We start from the raw sequence: 20,888 nt of genomic DNA, 5'->3' as shown, positions 1-20,888 counted from the left end.
CTCCCCTCATCCCGGGAACCGGCCCCAGGCGACGAACGCCGCGACGGCCAGGTAGGCCAGGTTCACCACGACGAAGCCGGCACTGCCGTGCCGGACGTGGGTGATCATCGCACCCACCATCAGCAGGACCCAGCAGGCGGCGGTCATCGGCACCAGCACCGGCGCGATCCCGGTCACCGCGGGCAGGACCAGGCCGAGCGCGGCGAGCAGCTCGAGCACTCCGAGACTCTTGACGAACCCGGGAGCGGCGCCGGCGGTCCATTCGCCGCCACGGATGCCCGCCAGTTTCTCCTTGGCTACGAACACTTTGGTGACGCCTCCGGTCAAGCCCACGACGGCGAGCAGACCGGCGGCGATCCCCAGTGCTAGGTCCATGACGTTCTCCATTCCTGATCGGCCTCAAGACACCGCCCAGCGGGAGTTTGTGACAGCGTTGCTTCTGTACCTACTAGTATGTACAGTCGGGGCCCATGGGAACCCGGGACCAGCTCGTCGACAGCGCCCGCGAGCTGCTGTGGGAACGCGGCTACGTCGGCACCAGCCCCAAGGCCATCCAGCAGCGCGCCGGCGCCGGCCAGGGCAGCATGTACCACCACTTCGCCGGCAAGAAGGAGCTCGCGCTGGCCGCCGTGCGGCGCAGTGCCGAGGAACTGCTGGCCGCCGCCGACGCGCAGCTGCGCACGCCCGGCACCGCCGTCGAGCGCATCACCGCCTACCTGCGGCGCGAGCGCGAGGTGCTCAAGGGCTGCCCCATCGGCCGGCTCACGCAGGACCCGGACATCGTCGCCGACCCGGATCTGCGGGCGCCGGTCGACGAGACCCTCACGCTGGTGCGCGCCCGGCTGGCCGAGGTCCTCGACGAGGGCCGCGACTCCGGCGAACTGCCCGCGTCACTGGACACCGCCGCGCTGGCCGCCACGATCGTCGCCGTCCTGCAGGGCGGGTACGTGCTCGCCCGCGCCGCCGGCTCCCCCGAACCGTTCGACCAGGCCGTTTCCGGCGTGCTCGCCCTGCTCGCCGCCCACTGACCCCCAGGAGGACCGAAGTGGACGTCCGTCACGTTCCGGCCGCCGGCACCCCCGCCCCCGCCGACGCGGTCACCGGCAGCGCGTGGATCACCTCGCTCGCCGTCCCCGAAGGCCCGTCCCGCACCCGGGTCGACCGCGTTCAGTTCGCCCCCGGCGCTCGCACGCACTGGCACCGGCACCCGCTCGGCCAGGTCCTGGTCGTCACCGACGGGACCGGCTACGTCCAGCGCCGCGGCGGCCCGGCCCGGCTGATCCGGCCGGGCGACACGGTCCGCGTCGCCGCCGGGGAGTGGCACTGGCACGGCGCCACCGACACGACGCCGCTGACGCACCTGGCGATCGAGGAACTGCCCGCCGACGGCACCCCCACCGAGATCGGCGAGCCGGCGGGCGAGGGCGAGCCCGCCACCGTCCCGGCCTTCACCCGCACGCTCCTGCTGGACCAGCAGCTCCCGGCACCGCGCGTCATCGATCACGTCGAAATCCGCCGGATCACCATCGCCCCGGGCGAGCACCTCGGCCTCCACGTCCACAACGGACCGGTGTTCGGCAGCATCGAAACGGGGTCCGCCGTTTTCCAGATCGAGGGCGAGCCGGAAACCGTGCTGACCCCCGGCGACGTCTTCCACGAGCCCGAATCGGCGTGGATCGCCCGGTTCGACCCCCAGGGCGACGGCGTCACCTTCCTCGCCTACTTCCCGGTCGGACCAGGCGAGACACCGAGCCTGACCATGCTGGACAGCTGACCTCGCACTCCACGCCTCACCTGGGTACACGGCTCCCGGTTCACCGCGGTTCACCACATTTCCGAACTCTTTCCTCACGCGACAAAGCACTGGACAACGGGGCGCCCGCGGGTCACGATTACGCCGTGCCCGCCCCCGGTTGAGTCCCCGGAAAGAATCGGTTGGCTCTTCACAAGGTGGACATTGTTATCGCTAACAGAGAACCGTGCCACTGGTGTCGGGCCAGTGGATTCTCTCCCCTTTGAACCCATCGGAGTCCCTTCATGCCCGGAAACGCGGGAAAGCACCGCATCTCCCGACGCACCAAGATCGCCACCGGTGTCCTCGCGCTGGCCGTCGCCGCCGGCGGCATCGCGGTGTCGACGACGTTCGGCACCCCCGGCCAGGCCAGCGCCGACCCGGCCGACCCGTCGCTCTACATCGACATCCTCAAGGTCCCGCCGAACAACCGGGAGCCCGCGAAGGCGCGCGGGGCGTCCACCGGCACCTTCACCGTGGACTGCGGCCGCAACGAGAACCAGCACTTCAACCCGGACAACTTCGTCGCGCAGCCCGGGGTCCGCAACGGGGCCCAGCACCTGCACGACTACGTCGGCAACCTCTCGTCGAACGCGGACTCGAACAACAAGAGCCTCGAAGCCGCCGGTACCACGTGCAAAAACGGCGACAAATCGGCCTATTTCTGGCCGGTTGTCCGTATCGACACCGAGGACGAAGAAAAGAACCCGCCCGCGAAGCCCGCGGACGGCGACCGCGACCAGGCCGCCCAGGACGCCGCTTCCCCGGCGATCACCTGCCCGGACGTCGCCAGCCGGCTGCCCGACGTCCCCGACTCGGCGATGGCCGAGGTCAACCGCAATCTCGACCTGCTGGACACGCAGATCGACGAGGCCAACAGGCGGCTGGTCAGCACACGCGGCCAGGGCGGCCCCAACTTCGTCCAGAACGCCATCCTCGGCCCGCTCAAGGACAAGCGCGTCGCCACCATCGACCGCATCGCGATCGCGATCGGCCGCACCGCGGCCAAGCCGCAGGGCCTCGACGCGCTCGCCCCCTGCACGCTGAAGGAGCAGGCGGGCACCGGCGGCAACCCCGCGAGCAACGGCGGCGGCGCCCCCGGCGGCGCGGCGCAGCAGATCACCTGCCCGGACGTCGCGAGCAAGCTCCCCGCCGTCCCGGCGTCGGCCAAGGCCGAAGTGGACCGCAACCTGCAGCTGCTGAACACCCAGCTCCAGGAGGCGAACCAGCGCCTGGTCAGCACCCAGGGCCAGGGCGGCCCCAACTTCGTCCAGAACGCCATCCTCGGCCCGCTCAAGGACAAGCGCGTCGCCACCATCGACCGCATGGCCATCGCGATCGGCCGCACCGCGGCCAAGCCGCAGGGCCTCGACGCGCTCGCCCCCTGCACGCTCGGCCAGGGCGGCAACAACGGTGGCGCAACGGCGACACCGCCGCTGCCCGGCCCGGACGCCAACAACGAGCTGCCGGACAACGACGGCCAGATCCAGCGCCCGGCGAAGGTCGGCATCACCTTCCGCGGCAGCGCGGCCGGCAAGGTCGTCGCGATGCCGAAGTTCCTGCGCGCGCTGTCCGGTGACGCCAAGCCGTCCATCAACGGCACGAAGAACACCCGGGCCGCGTGGACCTGCACCGGCTTCGAAAACCGGCTGACCGACAAGTACCCGATCTGCCCGCAGGGCAGCAAGGTCGAGCGGATCCACGACTTCCCGAGCTGCTGGGACGGCAAGAACACCGACAGCGCCAACCACCGCACGCACATCGTGTTCCCGGACGCGGCCGGGCGTTGCGCCGCCGGGTTCAAGGCGGTGCCGGAGCTGCGGATCACGCTGGTCTACGACATCCCGCACGACGTCCAGGTCAAGAAGCAGTACAAAGTGGACTCGTTCCCGTCCGAGGAGCACAACCCGTTGTCCGACCACGACGACTTCGCGAACGTGATGTCGCAGAGCATCATGAACCAGGTCGTCAACTGCATCAACCGCAACAAGACCTGCACCGCCTGACCCGCGCGGGTGCCCGCCGCGGACGGCGGCGGGCACCCGTGAGGAGCCACCGATGACGGTCCCGATCGTTCCGGGATTCCACCCCGACCCGTCGATCTGCCGGGTCGGCGACCGGTACTACCTGGCGAATTCGAGCTTCGAGTACGTGCCGGGCGTCCCGATCCGGCGCAGCACGGACCTCGTCTCCTGGGAGCTCGTCGGGCACGCACTGACCCGGCCGAGCCAGCTGCCGCCGTCCGACGGCGCCGCGAACACGGGGATCTACGCGCCGACCCTGCGCCACCACGACGGCCGGTTCCACCTGGTCACCACGAACGTCCTCGACGGCCGCGGCCACCTGATCGTGACGGCGGAGGACCCGGCCGGCCCCTGGTCGGACCCGGTCCACGTGCCCGGCACCACCGGCATCGACCCGGACCTCTGCTGGGACGACGACGGCGGCTGCCACCTCACGTGGGCCTCGTTCCGGCCGGACCTGCCGGGCATCGCGAGCGTCCCGATCGACGTCGGAACCGGAGCGATGCTCGCCGAGCCGCGGCTCCTGTGGAACGGCACCGGCCTCGCCGCACCGGAGGGCCCGCACCTGTACCGGGTCGACGGCTGGTGGTACCTGCTGCTCGCCGAAGGCGGCACCGAACGCGGCCACGCCGTCACCATCGCGCGCGCCCGCACGCTGGAGGGCCCGTACGAGCCCGGGCCGGCGAACCCGATCCTGACCCACCGCAGCACCACGCACCCGGTGCAGAACACGGGGCACGCCGACCTGGTCGAGTGCGCCGACGGCAGCTGGGCGATGGTCTACCTGGGCGTCCGGCCGCGCGGCAAGACACCGCAGTTCCACGTCAACGGCCGCGAGACGTTCCTGGCCGGGGTGGACTGGGTGGACGGCTGGCCCGTCGTCGACGAAACCCGGTTCACGGTTGCCCCGGCGGACAACAGCTTCACGGACGGCTTCGCCGAGCTGCACCCGCGCTGGGTGGCTCCGGGCGCGAGTCCCGTCGTGCACCAGGCCGGTCCGGACGGACTGGTCCTCAGTGGATTCTTGCTGACCCGGGCCCTGGACGAGTACTGGACCGCGGTGGCGGACCTCGACGTTTCCCGCGGCACGGCGGCCTTCGTCGTCCGCATCGACGACCGCCACTGGTACGGCCTCACAGCGGACGGCACCACGGTGACGGCGACGGTGGCGATCGGTCCGGCGGTCCAGACCGTCACCTCCGTCGCGGCCGGTTCCGTGGTGTCCCTGCGGATCCGCGCGCTCGAGCCGCCGGTTTCGGGCCCGTTCCGGGAGATCACCGAGCCGGACCTCGTCGAGCTCGCCGTCCTGGACGCCGGCGGCCGGGCGGAAGTCCTGGGCTCCTTCGACGGCCGGTACCTCTCCACCGAGGTCGCGGCCGGCTTCACCGGCCGCATGATCGGCGTGCGCGTCCTCGGCGGAACCGTGACCCTGCGCGGGTTCCGCTACACGACCGAACATCGGCAACCCTTATCGAGTTGAGCAGTTTTCATTGCTTTTCCCGATGGGAACCGGTCCGTAGCGTTACCGGCATGACCCCACAGCACGCGCTTTGGCTCCCGCTCTTCGACGCCCTGGCCGACCCGGCGCTCGTCGCCCGCCTCGCCGCCGAAGCCGAGGAGGCCGGCTGGCACGGTCTCTTCGTGTGGGACCACCTCCGCTGGCGCGAGCCGGTGACCGCGGTGGCCGATCCGTGGATCACCCTGGCCGCGATCGCCGCCACGACGTCGGAGCTGCGCTTCGGGCCGATGGTCAGCGCGATCACCCGCCGCCGCCCCGCCAAGCTCGCCCGCGAGACCGCCACCCTCGACCGCCTCGGCGGCGGCCGGCTCACCCTCGGCGTCGGCCTCGGCGGCGACCGGTTCGGCGAGGAGTTCTCCCGCACCGGCGAGGAGTGCGACGACCGGGTGCGGGCGCGCATGCTCGACGAAGCACTGGAGATCCTCGCCGCCGCCTGGTCCGGCGACGTCGTACGGCACCACGGCGAGCACTACACGGTGGACGGCATCCGGTTCCTGCCCACGCCGGTGCGCCGGATCCCGGTCTGGGCGGCGGGTTTCCCCGGCAAGCTCCGCCCGATGCGCCGGGCCGCGCGCCTCGACGGCTACTTCCCGGTGAACCTCGGCTCCGCCGACCGCTTCGCCGAAGCCGTGGCCCAGGTCGAGGCGTTGCGCGAGGGACACGGGCCGTTCGATTACGTCGCGGAGGTCGAGCCCGGTGAGGACACGTCTCCGTACGCGGCAGCGGGCGCGACGTGGATCTTGACCGGCTTCGACCCCGAATCGCTGTCCGCCGACCACGTCCGGGGCGTGCTGCGCGAGGGCCCCCGCACCTGAGGCGCTCAGTCCAGCTCGGCCACCTTCCGCAGCAGGACCGAACGTTCCCGCTCGTTGGCGCACAACCGCGCCGCGAGCTCCAGCTCGGCGCGCGCCTCCGGGCGACGGCCGAGGCGGGTCAGCAGCTCGCCGCGCACGGTCGGGACGAGGTGCGAACCGGAGAGCCGGTCGGAGACGACGAGGTCGTCCACGATCGCCAGCGCCTCCGCGGGCCCCGAGGACATGGCGATGGCCACCGCCCGGTTGAGCTCGACGATCGGCGAGGGCGCGACCCGGGCCAGTGCCTCGTAGAGCACCACGATCTTGTCCCAGTCGGTCGCCTCGACCGAGGGCGCCGCCGCGTGCGTGGCGGCGATCGCGGCCTGCAGGCCGTACGGCCCGAGGCCGCCCGCGGAGGCCTTGGCCAGCGCGGCCAGCCCGCGGTGGATCGCCGAGACGTCCCACCGCCGCCGGTCCTGGTCCTCGAGCAGGACCGGCGAGCCGTCCGGGGTGGTCCGGGCCGGGAAGCGCGCGGCGGTCAGCTCGAACAGCGCGAGCAGGCCGTGCACCTCCGGCTCGTCCGGCAGCAGCGCGGCGAGCGTCCGGGCCAGCCGGATCGCCTCGTACGCCACGTCGGGCCGGACGAGCTGGGTGCCCGACGTGGCCGTGGCTCCCTCGGTGAAGATGACGTAGAGGACGCTGAGCACGCCGCCCAGCCGGTCCCGGCGTTCGGCGGGCGGCGGCAGCTCGAACGGCACCCCGGCCGCGGCGATCGTCTTCTTGCCGCGGGTGATGCGGGCCTGCACGGTCGGCACGGAGACCAGGAACGCCCGGGCGATCTCCTGGCTGGACAGGCCGGCGACGACCCGCAGCGTCAGGGCGACGCGGGCCTCGGGCGAGAGCACCGGGTGGCAGCTGACGAACATCAGGGCGAGCACGTCGTCGTCGATCCGGTCCGGATCGATCTCTTCGTGGACGACCTCGCCGGCCGCCAGCTCGGCGTACTTGTCCCGCAAGGCTACCCGGCGGCGGATGGTGTCGATCGCTCGCCGCCGCGCGGTGGCCATCAGCCAGCCGGCCGGATCGGCGGGCGGCGTGCGCGGCCACGAGACGAGCGCCTCGGCCACCGCTTCCTGGGCGGCGTCCTCGGCCAGCCCGAAATCCCCGGTGAACCGGGTCAGCGCGGCCACGATCCGCGCCGACTCGATCCGCCAGACGGCTTCGACGTCGGGGGTGCCCATCAGTTCGGGGTCTCGTCGCTGCCGGGCACCCGCCGCACCTCGACCTTCGCCCCGGGCGCGGCGGGCACCCGCGTCGCCCACTCGACGGCCTCTTCCTTGGAGGCGACGTCGATCAGGAAGAAACCCCCGAAGAGTTCCTTGGTTTCGCCGTAGGGCCCGTCCGTGACCACGGGCGTGTCCCCGCTGAAGTCGACGACCACGCCCTTGGCGGGATCGTCGAGCCCTTCGGCGGCCACGTAGACACCGGCCTTGAACAGGTCCTCGATGAACTGACGGCTGGTGGCCATCATCTCGTCGATGTTCGCCATCATGGCCGCGTTCGACGCGTCGGTGCCCCGCATGATCAGCAGGTACTTCGCCATTTGAGCCTCCTCGTCCGGCGGGCCGCTTCGGGGCCCGTGCGCCTTCAGGTCGAACGGGCGGCTCGCGGATCGACACGGGTCCGGAGGAAGTTTTCCACGCCGACCGGCTGCGGCGTCTCGTGTGGATAAGGTGCACGGCGTGAGTGCGTCGCTCGAGGGCCGGGTCGCGGTGGTGACCGGCGTCAGCCGCCGGGCCGGGATCGGCTTCGCCGTGGCCGAGCAACTCCTGGCGGCCGGGGCCTCGGTACTCGTGCAGGCCTGGTCCCCGCACGACGCGGAACAGCCGTGGGGCCCCGATCCCGCGGGCGACGCCGGAATCGTGGAGCTCCTGGGCGGCGAAGGCGACCGGCTGCGGCACGTCGCCGCCGATTTCGCGGACCCGCAGGCGCCCGGGCAGGTGGTGGCCGCCGCGGTGGATGCGTTCGGCGCGCTCGACGTGGTGGTCGCCAACCACGCCCGGAGCTCGGAGCAAAGCCTCGCCGAGGTGACGGCCGCCGAGCTGGACCTGACCTGGGCGGTGAACGCCCGCGCGAGCGTGCTGCTGGCCCAGGCGTTCGCCGCCGCCCACGACGACCAGCGCCCGGGCGGCCGGATCATCCTGTTCACCTCCGGTCAGCACCTGGCCCCGATGAGCCAGGAACTGCCGTACGCGATCAGCAAGGGCGCGATCCACCAGATGACGCTCAGCCTGTCCGACGCGCTGATCGATCGCGGGATCACGGTCAACGCGCTCAACCCCGGCCCGGTCGACACCGGATGGGCGAGCCCGGACCTCACCGAACGCGTCGGCCGCGCCCTGCCGGCCGGACGGTGGGGCACCCCGGCCGAGGTGGCCCGCGTGGTCCGCTGGCTGGCCTCGGACGACAGCGCGTGGATCACCGGCCAGGTCATCAACGCCGAAGGTGGGTTCCGCCGCTGGGTGAGGTGACCGGCGCCGGCTACCGCTTCGCCAGCAGGCGGGTCTGTTCACGCAGGATGCCGACCGTGTTCGTGACCCAGTCCGCGATCATCGCCTGCTCGTCCGGCGAATAACCGGCCATCAGCTTCGCCATCGCCGCGTCGAGACCGGCGAACACCCGGCCGAACGCTCCGGGCACCGCCGTGATCACGAGGCGGCGGCGATCGGCCGGGTCCGGGGCCCGGCGGGCCAAGCCCGCGCGCTCGAGGCGGTCGACCACGCCCGTCACCGCGCCCGGGGTCAAGCCGATCTCCGTGGCCAGCTCGCCCGCCGACAGCGACCCGGCGCCCGCGATCAGCGCCAGGGCGCGCTGATCGACCGCGGTCACGCCCAGGCTCGCTCCCACCGCCTCGTGGAACGCCACCACCGCGGTGCTCAGCTCACGTCCGGCGTCCCGACCTTCCATACCGTCACTTTACCTCGCTCGATATTTCAGTACACTGAACTAAATTATTCACCCAATGAAGGAGTTACGGCATGAGTGAACTGAAGCTGGCGCTCGAGGTCCCGAGATGGACCTGGCGGTGCTACACCGAGCACCCCGGGCTGATCCTCGGGCTGTCGTCGGTCGCGTCGATCCAGCGCCTGATCGTCGTCAACTGGACCGCGCGGATCCCCCACGGCGTCGCCCTCGCCTCCGAGGTCGTCGTGCTGGCCGCCCGGGTCGCGCTGGTCGTCGCGATCTGGCGGATCGCCGTGCGCGGCCGGACCCTCCGGCTGAGCGCCGGCCGGACGTTCGCGCGGAACCACTGGCGCAGCTTGTTGTGGCAGGGCGCGTTCCTGGGCGCGGCCTTCCTGGTCTTCGAGGTCCTGGCCGAAGACGTCCTGGCGAAACTGCTGCCCGAGTCCGCCCGCCAGACCTATTTGGCCGTTCTGCTGTTCCTGAAGAATCCGACGGTCATCGCGCTGACGTTCGTGTGGTGGATCGGCGTCGTGCGCCAGGTCTTCGAAACCGGGCGTCTAGTACTTTCGGCCGAGGTCCGCAGCCCCGGAACCCTTCGAAAGACGTGAGCCATTCCGGGGTTCTTGATCCGGCGCCGGTTTCGCCGCCAAACACCGCCCTACTGTGGCGGTGCTTGGTGATCTTGAAACGGAAAGAGGGGAACCGGCTTTGCCCGAACGGACAAGATTTCTCGGCAGGACACTCGCGGCGGCGGGCACCGCGGCCGCTCTGGCGCTCGCCACGGCCGTTCCGGCCGCCGCGGCCGAACCGACCGGCGTCGAGCAGGACGTCGCACAGCTCTACCAATACGTCATCGATCTCTACAACGGCCTGCCCGCGGACGCGCTGCGCGGGGTCGACCGGCTCATCGAGTCACCCATTCCGCGGATCGGCCCGCAGAGCCAGGCCGCGGACGGCCCGATCCCGGGCTGCACCGCGGGTTCGCTGCTGACGTACGCGAACAAGCTCGCGGCCCAGCTCACCCCGGTCGAAGGCAAGGCGCTCGACGCGCTGTCCGGGCTGAGCCAGCTCTACGTCCAAGGCGTCGCGTCCGACAAGACCCCGCAGGTCTTCGGCACCGACGGTCAGTACACGCCGCGGGCCACGGCCACGATCGACAAACTGCGTGGCTTCTGGGACATCGAGAGCTGGAACATCCAGCTCGTCGCCTGGAAGGGCACCGATCTGGGCAGCCAGGCGAAGATGGCGCAGACCTTCGGCCTCGGTCTCGCGCCGACGAAGGTGAAGACCGCCGCCGCGCTCGCCACCAAGGTGCTCTACGAAGTCCCGGCGATGCAGGGCGGCCGCAACCCGCTGCTCACCCTGAACGCGTTCTCCGCTCCGGCCGGCAGCCTCGGCGGCAAGCGCGTCGCGCTCGGCGACGGCCTGCTCGACACCGTCGACGTCCTCGGGTTCGACGACGTCTCGGTGGAGTCCGTGGTCGGGCACGAGTACGGCCACCAGGTCGACTTCGCCCACGAGAACTACCCGCGCAACGAGTCGTCCGAGATGGGCCCCGACGCCTACGGCGGCTACTTCGTCGCGCACGCCAAGGGCTTCGCGTGGAACGCCCGCACCCAGCAGGAGGTCACCTACCTGGACGCCTCCATCGGCGACTGCTACCACAGCCACGGCACCCCGGACCAGCGCAAGGCCGCGGGCGCCTGGGGCGAGAAGCAGGCGACGAGCCAGGCGAACCCGAACCGGATCATCCCGTCCGCCACGATGATCGAGAAGTTCCAGAAGGAGTACCCGAAACTGATGCCGCCGGCCACCGCGGCGCACGGCTGAGTTCACGGGGCGGGCCGTTCCCGGACGGCCCGCCCTGGCTCGCCTCGCGGTCGTCAGCGTCAGTTCGCCGCTTCGGCCCGGCCGGCGTCCGGGGGTCGCTCGTCCCCCCAGCACCGCGCGGACAGTCGACCATCCCCTGACTGTCACGCTCGGTCGCCGCCGGCAGCCAGAGCCCGTGGTCGTCGGCCAGAGGGCGCGCCGCCGGTCCCTCGCGCGTAGACAACCAGGCCGCACCGCCGAACGCGGCCAAGCCGAAGAAGAGCACCCCGGCCAGAAAAGCGATTTGCCACCAGCGATGCGCAGCCCCGGAGAATCCCACCCCTACCGACTTCGACGGCGGTTACTCCGATCGCCTGCGGGAACCTGAACCACCCTTGGCCGTAGACGCGAAAAGGTCAGAGATTGTCAAGGATGACCTGTGCAACCGCTGCCGGAGCGTCTTGACCGCCGAGCAAACTGAGCACCGGCCACAGTGAGCTGATGTCTTGCACCAGGCTCGCAGCCGAGCCACGTGCGCAGACGAGGAGGGTGTTGTTCCACAGCGGATACAGGTCAGCAGGCGGCAGCGTTGTCATGATGGGCAAGAGGCGGTGGAACCCGCGCTCGCGTTCGGTGTCGAGCTTTGCCAGCCGAGCGACGTCGGCAAGTGCCTCGGGGAGCAGTTGCAGCTGGTAAGACCAGTCCACGTGAGGCACGATCTCCGCCAGGTTGATGCCTTCGAGGAAAATGCCGGCGGTGGCCAGCTCCTGAGCGTCGGCAAAGATCATCTCGAGATGGTCTGATGTTTTCAGCCGTTCCGGCAGGTGAGGCAGGATCGCGGTGAAATTTTGCACGCGGCGGAACGCGTCTGCCGTTGCCAGCACCTCGGCCAGCGCGTCGGCGAGCCGGTCTTCGCGTTCAACCGCTGGGAGCCGGTCGGCCAGCACCGCGACCATCCGGATGCGTTCCTCGACGTCGGAGGTGGCCGTGGCGATCGCCGATACCCGAGGCATCAGGGAGTCGGGGAGCAACGGGAGGAGGTAACCGAGCGCGTCCGGCCGGGAACGGCGTTCATCTGTCGAGTCGATGGCCGCCAATACATGCTCGCACAGATCCCGTCGATGCCGATCGTCGAGGCTCGGAGCAAGCAAAGCCAGCACTTCGGCTCGCTGCAGGAGATACCTGCTGGTCATCACGAACGACACGCAGTGTTCGATCAGCTCATGCCGGAGAGGGCCGGCAAGACGGCGAGCCAGGTGGGTCAGGGAGCGGACGCGGTTGTAGGGATGCTCGATTGCCGTTGCGACAGTGACGGCGTCCGCCAGCGAATCCGGAGGCAGGACTGGAACCAGGGACACCAATACGCTCGCCCTGTAGTAGTCCCCGCCGACGCAGGAAGCCAGCGACAGCGCCTGACGGGTGACCTCCTCGGGGAGGTGGCGGCCGGCCAGGGACGCCAAGGCCCGGGCGCGAAGGCCGGGATTCTGCAGACGCATCGCTGTGTCGATGATCCTCGGCAGCATCTCCGATGGCGCGTGGGGTGCGACGGCACGTACCGCGGCCAGGTGGTACCCGTCGTCGGCTTGGGTGCTCCAGATGGCGGTCAACATGTCGGTGGGTGAGACGGGATGACGTTCCACTGGCGTGGAAGCGTCATCAGGCTCCGGCGGCGTGGCGGGCTGGTCCTGCTCCTCGGAACGGGTCAGTTCCCGCCAGATGTGGTGGACTGACGGGGGCACATGAGCGCTGACCGCGTCAAGTACCTCTCGGCGATTGTATGGTGAGGCGATGGACTTGGCGCTGGAAAGCAACTCCGCATACATCGCCTCCGACATCAGCGGGGCAAGCCGCTGAAGCAGTTTGATGGCTTCGAATACGACATAGAATTCCGCGCTCATCTCCTCTACCACGGACCGGACGAGGTCCCACAGGATGGGCTCGTCGAGCGGTGGAGCGAGTCCCGCATCGAGCACGTCACCGAATGCTTCCAGCCGGTGGGAGTTATCCGAGATACTCGCTGCCGCACGGAAAACCCGTACCCGCAGGGAAAGCGGCAGTTCGATGTGGTACCACCCGGTGTAATGGGCAAGGGTGTTCAGCAGGTCACGTCGTTCCGAGCCGTCGGCCTCCGCCTCGACGAGGTCGACGAGGTCGGCGAGAACGGGCGCACGCCGGTCGTCGGCCATTTCCGCGATGGCCGCCAGCGCCGTGCTGATTCGTTCGCGGGCCTCCTGGATCCGTTCGGTGAGCAGGATGACGTTGTCGCGCACCGCCATGCGCTCCGGTTCGGGCAGCATCGGCAGCAGAGCCAGCCAGCAGGACGCCTGCTCATGCGGATCGGCTACGTTCCCGGTCATGGCGAGAAGGTCCGACAATTCCGCGGCCTTTCGTGCCTCATCCAGATGGGCCGCCATCGCGGCGAACATCCGGCACCGGGTGGACGGCCCTGCTATCTGCCGAACCGCGGTCAGCACTTCCAGCCACGCGTCGGCCTGCTCGCTCTCCGGCAAGAGGGGGAGCAGCGCGCCAAGCGCCCACTGCCGGTCGAGGGGCTCATCGATGAGCGCGGCGCGTTCTCTGGCTTCGTGAAGAAGTGGCGAAGACAACCGCGGGGCAAGCGCCTCGAGAGCTCTCGCGATGTAGGCTCCGTTGGGTATGCGCAATGCGGTGGCCAGAGCTTGGCGCATTGACGTCGGCGGCAGATGGGGCGTGATTTCGGCCAGCAAACGAGCTTGCTCCGACACGTCGTCGATCAAGGTGACCGTTTCGAGAGCGTCGGAGAAGAAGCCGCACTCCCCGAAGCAAGTCACGAGTTCCGCGAGCGACTGGCGGCGCTGAGTATCGTCCGGCTGCAGATTCGCTGCCGCGAGAGCTTGCGCGGGAGACCAAGAACCACCGGCGACCAGAGCGACCAACAGGGAAACCGGGATGTTGGCCGATATGTCGCCGGTGCGCGCGGCTGCCAAGGCGCATCGAATCTCGTCGGCGACCAGAGGAGCCGGGTGACCGTCGGCGAGGGCGGAGTGGTTGTGCGACTCTGCCGCGATCCACGCTTGATCCACGTCGTTGATGAAGGCGATGCCGCTGGAATCGGCTGACATCTGCATCTCGTACCACGCGACGCTCTGCACGAGTTCGAACAGGGCGTCCAGATCGCCCGAGAGGCGTAGGTGCGCGGTGAGGAAGCGGCGAGCATAGTCGTTGCTCGCAAGATCCGGCCAATTCCCGCCACATCGCGATCTCAGCTCCGCCACCACGTCCGTGTGAGCCTGAACTGTCCGCTCCGCCAGTTCGGTAAGGAGGTTCTCGGCGTAGGGAGAGTACTTGTCCGGCACGAGCTCGCCGGCCAGGAAGTCGTTCAGGCTTGCGTGGTACAGGCGATATCGGCGCTCGCTACCCGCGACCTCGTAGACGAACGCACCCCACTTGTCCCGTAGGACACGACGCAGCAAGTAGTCGCCGGCGTCCACACCCGACCACTGCTTCAGCGTCGACAGGGGAAGCGGCTCGAAGGCTGCTCCCAGCGTCACGAGCAGAGGCGCGTAGATGGTGTCCCATTCCGGGGTATCCCGCCAGCGCGCCCAGTTGGCGATGTAGTAGGTCGCCAGGTCGTCCGGCAGTGCGTCCAGGTCGAGCGGGGCACGTTGGCCATCGATGATTTCCTGGAGCACGTAGTGCAGGTAGATCCAGTTGCCGGCGCTGTTCTCGAGCAGCACCCGGATGAACTCGTCCGTGGTGTAGTTGCGGGCACGCAGTTGCTGGGCGATGGCCGGTACACGACTCTGCCGACGCAGGTATACGACCATGTCGTCCTGGTTGGCGGCGTCATGGGCACGCAGGTCGACACGCCGGGGCGCCGGCTCGATGACCAGCGGGACGTTCTCGTCCCGCTGCGACAGCACCAGGTAGACACCTTGGGGCAGGTGACGGGGCAGGCCGAGGACGTTCTGACCGGGGACTTCGCCGGCTTCGTCCAGCGCATCAAGCACAATGACCAGGCGTTCTCCGTGCACCAGCTCGGCCGCGGCGGCCGACAGCAGCCTGCGCAGGAAGTCCGGATAGGCGGCCAGCAGGCCGGGGACGGTGTCCCGCTGGGCGTACGGGGCGATCCGGAATCGGCTGATCAGCTGGGCCGCCAACGAATGAACAGCGCGATTCACATTCGTTGCGCCCGGCGCCTGTTCGGCGAAGAAATGCAGATACCCTCGCTCACTGACCAGGTGGGCGAGGAACGTCGACTTGCCCACTCCCGCCTCGCCGACCAGCAACCAGACGCCACGGTCTGCTGTGTCGAGGAATTCGTCGAGATCCGCGAGCAGGTTCGCCCGGCCCACGAACTCCGACACCTGGACGCGTTCGAACACTTCCTCCGGCGGCAGGTAGTACTCCGCCAGGGTGGCGTAGTCGCTGTCGAAGTAGGTGTTGAAGACGTTGTGGACCCTCGCGTTGTCGCCGATGGCGATGCCTTGCGCGCGCTCGATCGTGACGTCGTACTTCTGGGCTTGCGCCAGGACGTCAGGCAGGTCGCCCGGTGCCGGCTCGGACCGCAGTTCGGCGTCCAGCCAGCGGAGAAAGTCGGCCGCCGCCCGGACCTTTCGGCCGGGATCGTCGTCATCCGGCCACGCCGCCGCGAGCGCGACAGGGTCCGGGGTAGCGTGCTGGCGCAGGCTGTCCGCGAACACGGGTACGGCCTGACCGGTCAGAAACTCCGGGTCCAGCAGCGCGGGTGCCAGCCGCGGATGGTTGCGGGCGAACGCGTTGGCAGCACGAGCCAGCGCGACTTCGAAAGACAAGCGATCCGTGCCGGCGCCGTCCGGGACCGGCCCCAACCTGGCGTAGACTGCTGTGGCAACTTCGGCGAGCAGGTCCGTAGTCAGTCTGGCCACTGGATGGCTATTCCGGCGCAGGTCCGAAGTAGTTCTTCTGCTTGGCCTTGTCACCGACGATCACACCTTGCGCGTTGTCGCCGATGGTGGTGTTGTACTTACCTCCGCCGCCGGTTGCCGACTCCACCAGTTCCAGCACCTTCCGGGCCGCGTCGACTATCGCCTCGTCCTGGTCGGCTGCGGTCGCGGTCAGCTGATCCTTCAGCGGTTCCCGCCAGATCTCCGGCTGTTTCTCGTGCTCGGCCAGCGCCACTTCCGCGGTCGGCCGGCCCGCGAACTTGTGCGTCAGCAAGGCCTTGAGTCCTTGGTAGGCGTCCTTCACGGCTTGACCAGCCACCTCGGACGCTCCGCCGACCAGCGCAGCGACGATCATCGAAACCGGGTCCACACCACCCCCCTTTCCTTCTATGGCTTCGAGCCAGCTTTCCCGACTCGCCTGCGACCGTCAACGACGGTTGGCCCGAACAGGTGACGGACCGCCGACAACGGGCGCCGAATATCGGTTTTGATCGCTGCAACGTCAGACCCGGAAACGCGCACGACTCGACAGAAGATTTCGTCGTCCGACACTTTGTTTGTTTCTATTTTCCGATCACACCCACGCTCCACGATTCCAGGGTTGAAGGTGCGACGGGACGACGCTCCGCTGGCGAGTGCCCGTCGATCTGCCGACCGTCTCACCGAGCCGCGGCGAATCCGGGACGAGCGGTCCGGATGACCGGTGGCGTCAAGTTCCGGGCGTCGCAAGACGATCATGTTCCTCACAACGGACGCCGTGGCCGTGGCTATCCGACCTCGGCGGCGTGCAGGCCGGCGATGAGGCCGTCGGCCAAGGACGACATCTGTTCCTTGAAGGCCCCTGTCCGAATGTGGAACGCCTCCTCGGAAGTCACGATCCGCGGCGCCAGCACCAGCGCGGTGTGCACGACGTGCAGTTCCACATCGGACAGTGCGATCGTCATCCGGCGGGATCGCGGCGCCTCGTCGTACTCGCGCACCGCTTGCTGCAACCGTTCCCACAACTCCCGGACAACGGCGACCTCGGCACCCACCCGCACCACCGAAACCAGCGGGACATCTGTTTCCATTAGCACCAGATACCACTCCCGGTCCCTGCTGAACTGGACCTCCTCGATCCACGGCGAGGAACACCTGGGCCCCCACAACTACACCCAGGGCATCCGTGACCTGCCACCATGGCTGCTGGTCGATACGGTGGTCGCCGAGATCCACCGCCAGTTCCCCGACCTCACACCCACACAGTACGAGAACACCAGTGAGGACATCGGGGAACTCCGGCGCTTGGCCGCCGACCTGCTCCGAGCCGCCACGTCCATCGGCCCGGGGAGCCCGGAACAACCCCCTGCTCCCTGAAGCTGGTGCTGACCTCGGGGACAACGGCTTCGACCACGTCCAGCGCAGTCCTCGAGTTCGCGGTGGTGGTTCGGGTGCTGTTCGCCGGCCTGAGCCGGCACCGGCGGACTACCTCGACCACGCCGTCTGTGGTCACAGTTGAAGAGCGGAGCTGTCGGTGGTGCGTCCTGAACCAGGTCAGGCCTGAGCGCGCTGATCCGGGCCAAGGTGTCCGAGATCTCGCGCCTGAGACCTGGTCTCAACTCGGCGTGTCGCCAGGTGAACCAACGGCCCGCCCGTGGCTCCGCACCGCCCGCCCGTGGGCCCGGCCGACGGACCGGAGGTCTGTCAGGGAGACTGGGGGCAGTGTCCGCCCTCTCGACCTGGAGTCTTTGATGCCGCAAGGGACTGTCCGTTGGTTCGACGCCGAACGTGGTTTCGGCTTCCTCGCGCCCGAGGACGGCTCGCCGGACGTGTTCGTGCACGCCTCCGAGATCGTCGGGGACGGCGGCGGGAAAGTGCTCCGCGAGGGTCAGGCCGTCGTGTTCGAGATCGGCGAGAACGACCGCGGGCCCCAGGCGCTGCGCGTTCGCGTCACCGCCGATGCGGCCACCGGCAGCGCCGTGGGCCTGCTCGGCACCATCAACTGGTACGAGCCGGGCAAGGGGTACGGCTTCGCGTCGCCGGACGGCGGCGGCGCCGACATCTTCGTGCACAGCTCCGCCATCGTGACCGGCGGGGTGGTCACCGAGGGGCAGCGGGTGGCCTTCCTGATCGTCGAAGGCGAGCGCGGCCCGCAGGCCGGGCACGTGATCCCGCTGGGAGCAGGCGCCGGCTCACCCGCTGCGGCCGGTATCGCGGACGGTGCCGACGGCACGGTGGCCTGGTACGACGAGGACAAGGGCTTCGGCTTCATCAACCCCGACTCCGGCGCCGGGGACGTCTTCGTTCACGCCCGGGCCCTGGCCGAGGGGCTGACGTGGCTCACGGAGGGCGACCGCGTCGCCTACGAGGTGGCCAGTGGAGACAAGGGCCCGCAGGCCCGCGACGTGCACCTGGTCCGGGGCGCCGAGCCCCAGGCGGCGCCGCAGCGGCCGGCCCCTGCCGCGGCCGCGGGGCCGGCGGCGCGGGACGTGCCCGTACGAGGCGGCGAGGGCGTCGTCGCGCGCTACGACGCCGAACGCGGCTTCGGCTTCATCACCCCGGACGCAGGCGGCGACGATCTCTTCGCCCACGCGTCCGTGATCAAGGGGTCGGAGCCGCTGCAGAAGGGTGACCGGGTCCGGTACGCGGTGCGTCAGAGCGACCGGGGCCCGCAGGCCGACCGCGTCGAACGCCTCTGAAGAGGCGGCCCCACCGCTGGCTGATCACTTCCCGACGAGAGTGCTCGGTCATCCGGCGTCGATGATGCCGTCAGCAACGCGGCTGCAGCCTCCTCCAGGAGATCCACCAGCCGGGCCGCCGTCACGGTCACGGAACCCGTGATCGTGACGGTGATCCGACACCTCTCGCTGTCACGTCGTCGATCCCGACGCGAAGTCAAGATCAACCGCCTTCCCTTCTCTCCGGAACACCATCGAGCGGACGCCCGATGAAACCGGGGCTCGGAGTGCTCCCTCGGCTCGAGCGCGAGGCACCAGCAGGTCGGCCTTCTAAGTAGACCGGTCCCCGTGGCACGACGCGCGCAGACACGCGGAGCGGTGCCGGCGATTCGCGAGTTGCTACCCGACAGCGGGTGTCCCGGCCGAACGTCCTGCAGCGCAGCGCCCGGCTCGCCGAGCAGTTACTCCACCGAGACGCGGTGGCTCAGCAAGTTCGCCCGGGCATGGCGCACCCGGTCAGCCGCCGAGCCCACAGGGTTGCGTCTTTGTGCAGACGCGGCCAGCCAACGGACCGCGGCAGCCCGGTCCTGCAGGCCAGCAGGCCGATCATTGGACGACCGTCAAGATAGACACTAAATCGCCCCTACCCATGGGTAGCAAAAAGGCCCAGGTCGTTGACCTGGGCCTTGCTCCCCCGCTTGGACTCGAACCAAGAACCCTCCGGTTAACAGCCGAATGCTCTGCCAGTTGAGCTACAGGGGAATGTTGCTCACTTCCGGTGCCGGTCTCTCCGACCGACGAGAAGAACTTTAGACCATGCCCCGGAAGCCCCGTGCACCACCCCCCACTTAGCGCAACCGCCCCCGCCCGCGCGGTTTTCCTGGACAATGGACAGTCGGACGACCTAACGACGGAAGGCGTGGACGCGGATGAAGAAGTTCCTGCTGGGGGCCGGCCTGGGGTACGTACTGGGCGCCAAGGCAGGCCGGGGGCGGTACGAGCAGCTCGTGCGCACCTACCGCCGGGTCGTCGACCACCCGATGGTCCAAGGCGCCGCCGGGGTGGCGCGCGCGAAGATCGGGGAGAAGCTCAAGCGCTGACGCGCGCCACGAAGAACACCCGGCGGAACTCGAACCAGGTGACCCCGTCGGCCCGCTCCGGGTACGCCGAGTCCAGCAGCGGGGCCAGTTCGGCGCGGAACCGCTCCCACTCCGCGTCCGGCAGGGCCGCGCGGATCGGGCGCAACGCCGTTCCGGTGATCCATTCCAGCACCGGCGAAGGCCCGGTCAGGGGCTGGACGTACGTCGTCTCCCAGGCGTCGACCGTGCAGCCCGCGTCGGCCAGGAGGTTCGCGTACTCCGCCGGGGTCGACACCGCGTCGTCCTCGCGCAGCACCACCTCCTCCAAGCGGGACGCCCAGGCCTGGGACGCCGCCAGCGAGCGCGTGAGCACGTGCGAAGGCGCGTTGAAGTTGCCCGGCACCTGCACGGCCAGGTACGCCCCCGCAGGCAGCGACGACACCCATCGCCGAAGCAGCGGAGCGTGGTCGGGGACCCACTGCAGGACGGCGTTCGACACCACGACGTCGGTGTCGGGCGCCGGCTGCCAGTCGCGGACGTCGAGCAGCTGCGCGCCCAGACCGCGAGCACGGGCCGCTGCCACCATTTCCGGTGAACTATCGCTGCACTCCAGCGCCGCCTCGGGCCAGCGGTCACGCAGGGAAACCGTCAGGTTGCCCGGGCCGCAGCCCAGGTCGGCGACCCGCCGCGGCGACGCGGCCCCGATGCGCGAGACCAGGTCGTGGAACGGCCGGGCCCGCAGGTCGGCGTAGTCGAGGTACTTGCCCGGATCCCACACGGCCGCCTCCCATAACAGTACGCTTGTACTGAGTACGAGCGTACTGTTATTCGGCCGGGTTGACCAGCTTCGCGGCGACCTGCTCGGCGATGGCCGTCACCAGCTCGACGTCGGTGCCCGGGTCGGGCCGGACCTGCAGCACGCTGCCGTCGCGGCCGGGCACCTTGCGCTGGACGAACCACGCTCCCCCGGCGCCGATCTCCTGCCGGTGCCGGGAGCGGATCGAGCCCTCGACGCGCTGGTAGGCCTCGCGCGGCACCTTGCCCGGCGCCGGCAGCCGGAAGCGCACCGGCGGCAGGTCGGCCAGCACGACCGCCGTACCCGCCGTTCCGACCTCGGCCGACTCCGTCAGCGTGAAGACGCCGTCCGCCCAGGTCGCCTTGCCGACGAGGTGCCAGCCGACGCGCCGCGCGCTGTCGCCGGCCGGGATCCACAGGCCCAGGGCCGTCACGACCAGGTGGCCGCCGCCCTCGACGGGGGCGCTGTCGACGACTTCCTCGCCCGGCTCCAGAGTTCCGGCGAACCCGTCGGGGGTGCGGTCGCCGAGCAACCGGCGCAGGAAACTCAT

Annotated in this window: 19 protein-coding genes and 1 tRNA gene; 10 read left to right on the top strand and 10 right to left on the bottom strand. The window is 69.7% G+C overall.

Features of this window, described 5'->3' with window-relative positions:
* Positions 1–6 precede the first annotated feature (6 nt).
* Entirely contained in the window at positions 7–375 is a 369-nt protein-coding gene (locus H5965_RS24170) for a DoxX family protein (RefSeq protein ID WP_310972509.1), read from the bottom strand.
* A 95-nt stretch (positions 376–470) separates the two neighbouring features.
* Here H5965_RS24170 and H5965_RS24165 point away from each other — a divergent pair, with 95 nt between their 5' ends.
* From H5965_RS24165 to H5965_RS24145, 5 genes are all read left to right on the top strand, one after another.
* Positions 471–1,028 carry a TetR/AcrR family transcriptional regulator gene (locus tag H5965_RS24165; protein WP_310972508.1) on the top strand — a complete coding sequence of 186 codons (558 nt, stop codon included), beginning with the start codon at positions 471–473 and terminating at the stop codon, positions 1,026–1,028.
* A 17-nt stretch (positions 1,029–1,045) separates the two neighbouring features.
* Positions 1,046–1,774: a cupin domain-containing protein gene (locus tag H5965_RS24160; protein ID WP_310972507.1), complete on the top strand. Its 729-nt coding sequence runs from the start codon at positions 1,046–1,048 to the stop codon at positions 1,772–1,774.
* Positions 1,775–2,037: 263 nt separating this feature from the next.
* Positions 2,038–3,798 carry a DUF1996 domain-containing protein gene (locus H5965_RS24155; protein ID WP_310972506.1) on the top strand — a complete coding sequence of 587 codons (1,761 nt, stop codon included), beginning with the start codon at positions 2,038–2,040 and terminating at the stop codon, positions 3,796–3,798.
* Between the two features lie 52 nt (positions 3,799–3,850).
* Positions 3,851–5,296: a family 43 glycosylhydrolase gene (locus H5965_RS24150; RefSeq protein ID WP_310972505.1), complete on the top strand. Its 1,446-nt coding sequence runs from the start codon at positions 3,851–3,853 to the stop codon at positions 5,294–5,296.
* Positions 5,297–5,346: 50 nt separating this feature from the next.
* Entirely contained in the window at positions 5,347–6,150 is an 804-nt protein-coding gene (locus H5965_RS24145; protein ID WP_310972504.1) for an LLM class flavin-dependent oxidoreductase, read from the top strand.
* Positions 6,151–6,155: 5 nt separating this feature from the next.
* Here H5965_RS24145 and H5965_RS24140 read toward each other — a convergent pair whose 3' ends face one another.
* Both H5965_RS24140 and H5965_RS24135 read right to left on the bottom strand, forming a co-directional pair.
* On the bottom strand, positions 6,156–7,370 hold the full coding sequence (locus H5965_RS24140; RefSeq protein WP_310972503.1) for a sigma-70 family RNA polymerase sigma factor: 1,215 nt from the start codon (positions 7,368–7,370) through the stop codon (positions 6,156–6,158).
* Positions 7,370–7,732 carry a YciI family protein gene (locus tag H5965_RS24135; RefSeq protein WP_310972502.1) on the bottom strand — a complete coding sequence of 121 codons (363 nt, stop codon included), beginning with the start codon at positions 7,730–7,732 and terminating at the stop codon, positions 7,370–7,372. The genes H5965_RS24140 and H5965_RS24135 overlap by 1 nt, the downstream gene beginning before the upstream one ends.
* Before the next feature lie 139 nt (positions 7,733–7,871).
* Here H5965_RS24135 and H5965_RS24130 point away from each other — a divergent pair, with 139 nt between their 5' ends.
* On the top strand, positions 7,872–8,660 hold the full coding sequence (locus H5965_RS24130) for an SDR family oxidoreductase (RefSeq protein ID WP_310972501.1): 789 nt from the start codon (positions 7,872–7,874) through the stop codon (positions 8,658–8,660).
* Positions 8,661–8,670: 10 nt separating this feature from the next.
* On the opposite strand, the gene H5965_RS24125 is transcribed toward H5965_RS24130, so the two are convergent.
* Positions 8,671–9,096: a MarR family transcriptional regulator gene (locus H5965_RS24125; RefSeq protein WP_310972499.1), complete on the bottom strand. Its 426-nt coding sequence runs from the start codon at positions 9,094–9,096 to the stop codon at positions 8,671–8,673.
* A gap of 71 nt (positions 9,097–9,167) precedes the next feature.
* Here H5965_RS24125 and H5965_RS24120 point away from each other — a divergent pair, with 71 nt between their 5' ends.
* Both H5965_RS24120 and H5965_RS24115 read left to right on the top strand, forming a co-directional pair.
* The gene (locus H5965_RS24120; RefSeq protein ID WP_310972497.1) at positions 9,168–9,701 is read left to right on the top strand and encodes a hypothetical protein; all 534 of its coding nucleotides are present in this window, start codon (positions 9,168–9,170) and stop codon (positions 9,699–9,701) included.
* A gap of 100 nt (positions 9,702–9,801) precedes the next feature.
* Positions 9,802–10,923 (top strand): hypothetical protein, encoded by a 1,122-nt coding sequence (locus H5965_RS24115; RefSeq protein WP_310972496.1) that lies wholly within the window; start codon positions 9,802–9,804, stop codon positions 10,921–10,923.
* 395 nt (positions 10,924–11,318) lie between these two features.
* On the opposite strand, the gene H5965_RS24110 is transcribed toward H5965_RS24115, so the two are convergent.
* The 3 genes from H5965_RS24110 to H5965_RS24100 all read right to left on the bottom strand — a co-directional run bounded on the left by H5965_RS24110 (position 11,319) and on the right by H5965_RS24100 (position 16,876).
* Complete coding sequence (locus H5965_RS24110; protein WP_310972494.1) at positions 11,319–15,788, bottom strand: ATP-binding protein; 4,470 nt, start codon at positions 15,786–15,788, stop codon at positions 11,319–11,321.
* A 7-nt stretch (positions 15,789–15,795) separates the two neighbouring features.
* Complete coding sequence (locus H5965_RS24105; RefSeq protein WP_310972493.1) at positions 15,796–16,176, bottom strand: hypothetical protein; 381 nt, start codon at positions 16,174–16,176, stop codon at positions 15,796–15,798.
* Between the two features lie 397 nt (positions 16,177–16,573).
* Entirely contained in the window at positions 16,574–16,876 is a 303-nt protein-coding gene (locus H5965_RS24100) for a hypothetical protein (protein ID WP_310972492.1), read from the bottom strand.
* Positions 16,877–17,536: 660 nt separating this feature from the next.
* On the opposite strand from H5965_RS24100, the gene H5965_RS24090 reads away from it, so the two are divergent.
* Positions 17,537–18,484 carry a cold-shock protein gene (locus H5965_RS24090; RefSeq protein WP_396136934.1) on the top strand — a complete coding sequence of 316 codons (948 nt, stop codon included), beginning with the start codon at positions 17,537–17,539 and terminating at the stop codon, positions 18,482–18,484.
* A 668-nt stretch (positions 18,485–19,152) separates the two neighbouring features.
* Here the strand turns inward: H5965_RS24090 and H5965_RS24085 are convergent.
* Positions 19,153–19,225 (bottom strand) — tRNA-Asn (locus tag H5965_RS24085).
* A 167-nt stretch (positions 19,226–19,392) separates the two neighbouring features.
* Here H5965_RS24085 and H5965_RS24080 point away from each other — a divergent pair.
* A complete protein-coding gene (locus H5965_RS24080) occupies positions 19,393–19,563 on the top strand; it encodes a hypothetical protein (protein ID WP_003097798.1) in 171 nt (56 codons plus the stop codon).
* Here the strand turns inward: H5965_RS24080 and H5965_RS24075 are convergent.
* Positions 19,553–20,320, bottom strand: a complete 768-nt coding sequence (locus H5965_RS24075) for a trans-aconitate 2-methyltransferase (protein ID WP_310972490.1) — start codon at positions 20,318–20,320, stop codon at positions 19,553–19,555. The two genes, H5965_RS24080 and H5965_RS24075, sit on opposite strands and share 11 nt — an antisense overlap.
* Before the next feature lie 46 nt (positions 20,321–20,366).
* Positions 20,367–20,888: a hypothetical protein gene (locus tag H5965_RS24070; RefSeq protein WP_310972488.1), complete on the bottom strand. Its 522-nt coding sequence runs from the start codon at positions 20,886–20,888 to the stop codon at positions 20,367–20,369.

Source organism: Amycolatopsis sp. 505, assembly GCF_031625235.1.
Lineage (GTDB): Bacteria > Actinomycetota > Actinomycetes > Mycobacteriales > Pseudonocardiaceae > Amycolatopsis.
The sequence above is the reverse complement of the archived record's forward strand: the minus strand, read 5'-3'. Positions and strand labels throughout refer to the sequence as shown.

Coding starts and splice junctions, on each gene's coding strand:
- H5965_RS24120 (WP_310972497.1), top strand. CDS start 9,168: ATGAGTGAACTGAAGCTGGCGCTCGAGGTCCCGAGATGGACCTGGCGG.
- H5965_RS24080 (WP_003097798.1), top strand. CDS start 19,393: ATGAAGAAGTTCCTGCTGGGGGCCGGCCTGGGGTACGTACTGGGCGCC.
- H5965_RS24090 (WP_396136934.1), top strand. CDS start 17,537: ATGCCGCAAGGGACTGTCCGTTGGTTCGACGCCGAACGTGGTTTCGGC.
- H5965_RS24140 (WP_310972503.1), bottom strand. CDS start 7,370: ATGGGCACCCCCGACGTCGAAGCCGTCTGGCGGATCGAGTCGGCGCGG.
- H5965_RS24070 (WP_310972488.1), bottom strand. CDS start 20,888: ATGAGTTTCCTGCGCCGGTTGCTCGGCGACCGCACCCCCGACGGGTTC.
- H5965_RS24135 (WP_310972502.1), bottom strand. CDS start 7,732: ATGGCGAAGTACCTGCTGATCATGCGGGGCACCGACGCGTCGAACGCG.
- H5965_RS24125 (WP_310972499.1), bottom strand. CDS start 9,096: ATGGAAGGTCGGGACGCCGGACGTGAGCTGAGCACCGCGGTGGTGGCG.
- H5965_RS24170 (WP_310972509.1), bottom strand. CDS start 375: ATGGACCTAGCACTGGGGATCGCCGCCGGTCTGCTCGCCGTCGTGGGC.
- H5965_RS24150 (WP_310972505.1), top strand. CDS start 3,851: ATGACGGTCCCGATCGTTCCGGGATTCCACCCCGACCCGTCGATCTGC.
- H5965_RS24145 (WP_310972504.1), top strand. CDS start 5,347: ATGACCCCACAGCACGCGCTTTGGCTCCCGCTCTTCGACGCCCTGGCC.
- H5965_RS24165 (WP_310972508.1), top strand. CDS start 471: ATGGGAACCCGGGACCAGCTCGTCGACAGCGCCCGCGAGCTGCTGTGG.
- H5965_RS24100 (WP_310972492.1), bottom strand. CDS start 16,876: ATGGAAACAGATGTCCCGCTGGTTTCGGTGGTGCGGGTGGGTGCCGAG.
- H5965_RS24155 (WP_310972506.1), top strand. CDS start 2,038: ATGCCCGGAAACGCGGGAAAGCACCGCATCTCCCGACGCACCAAGATC.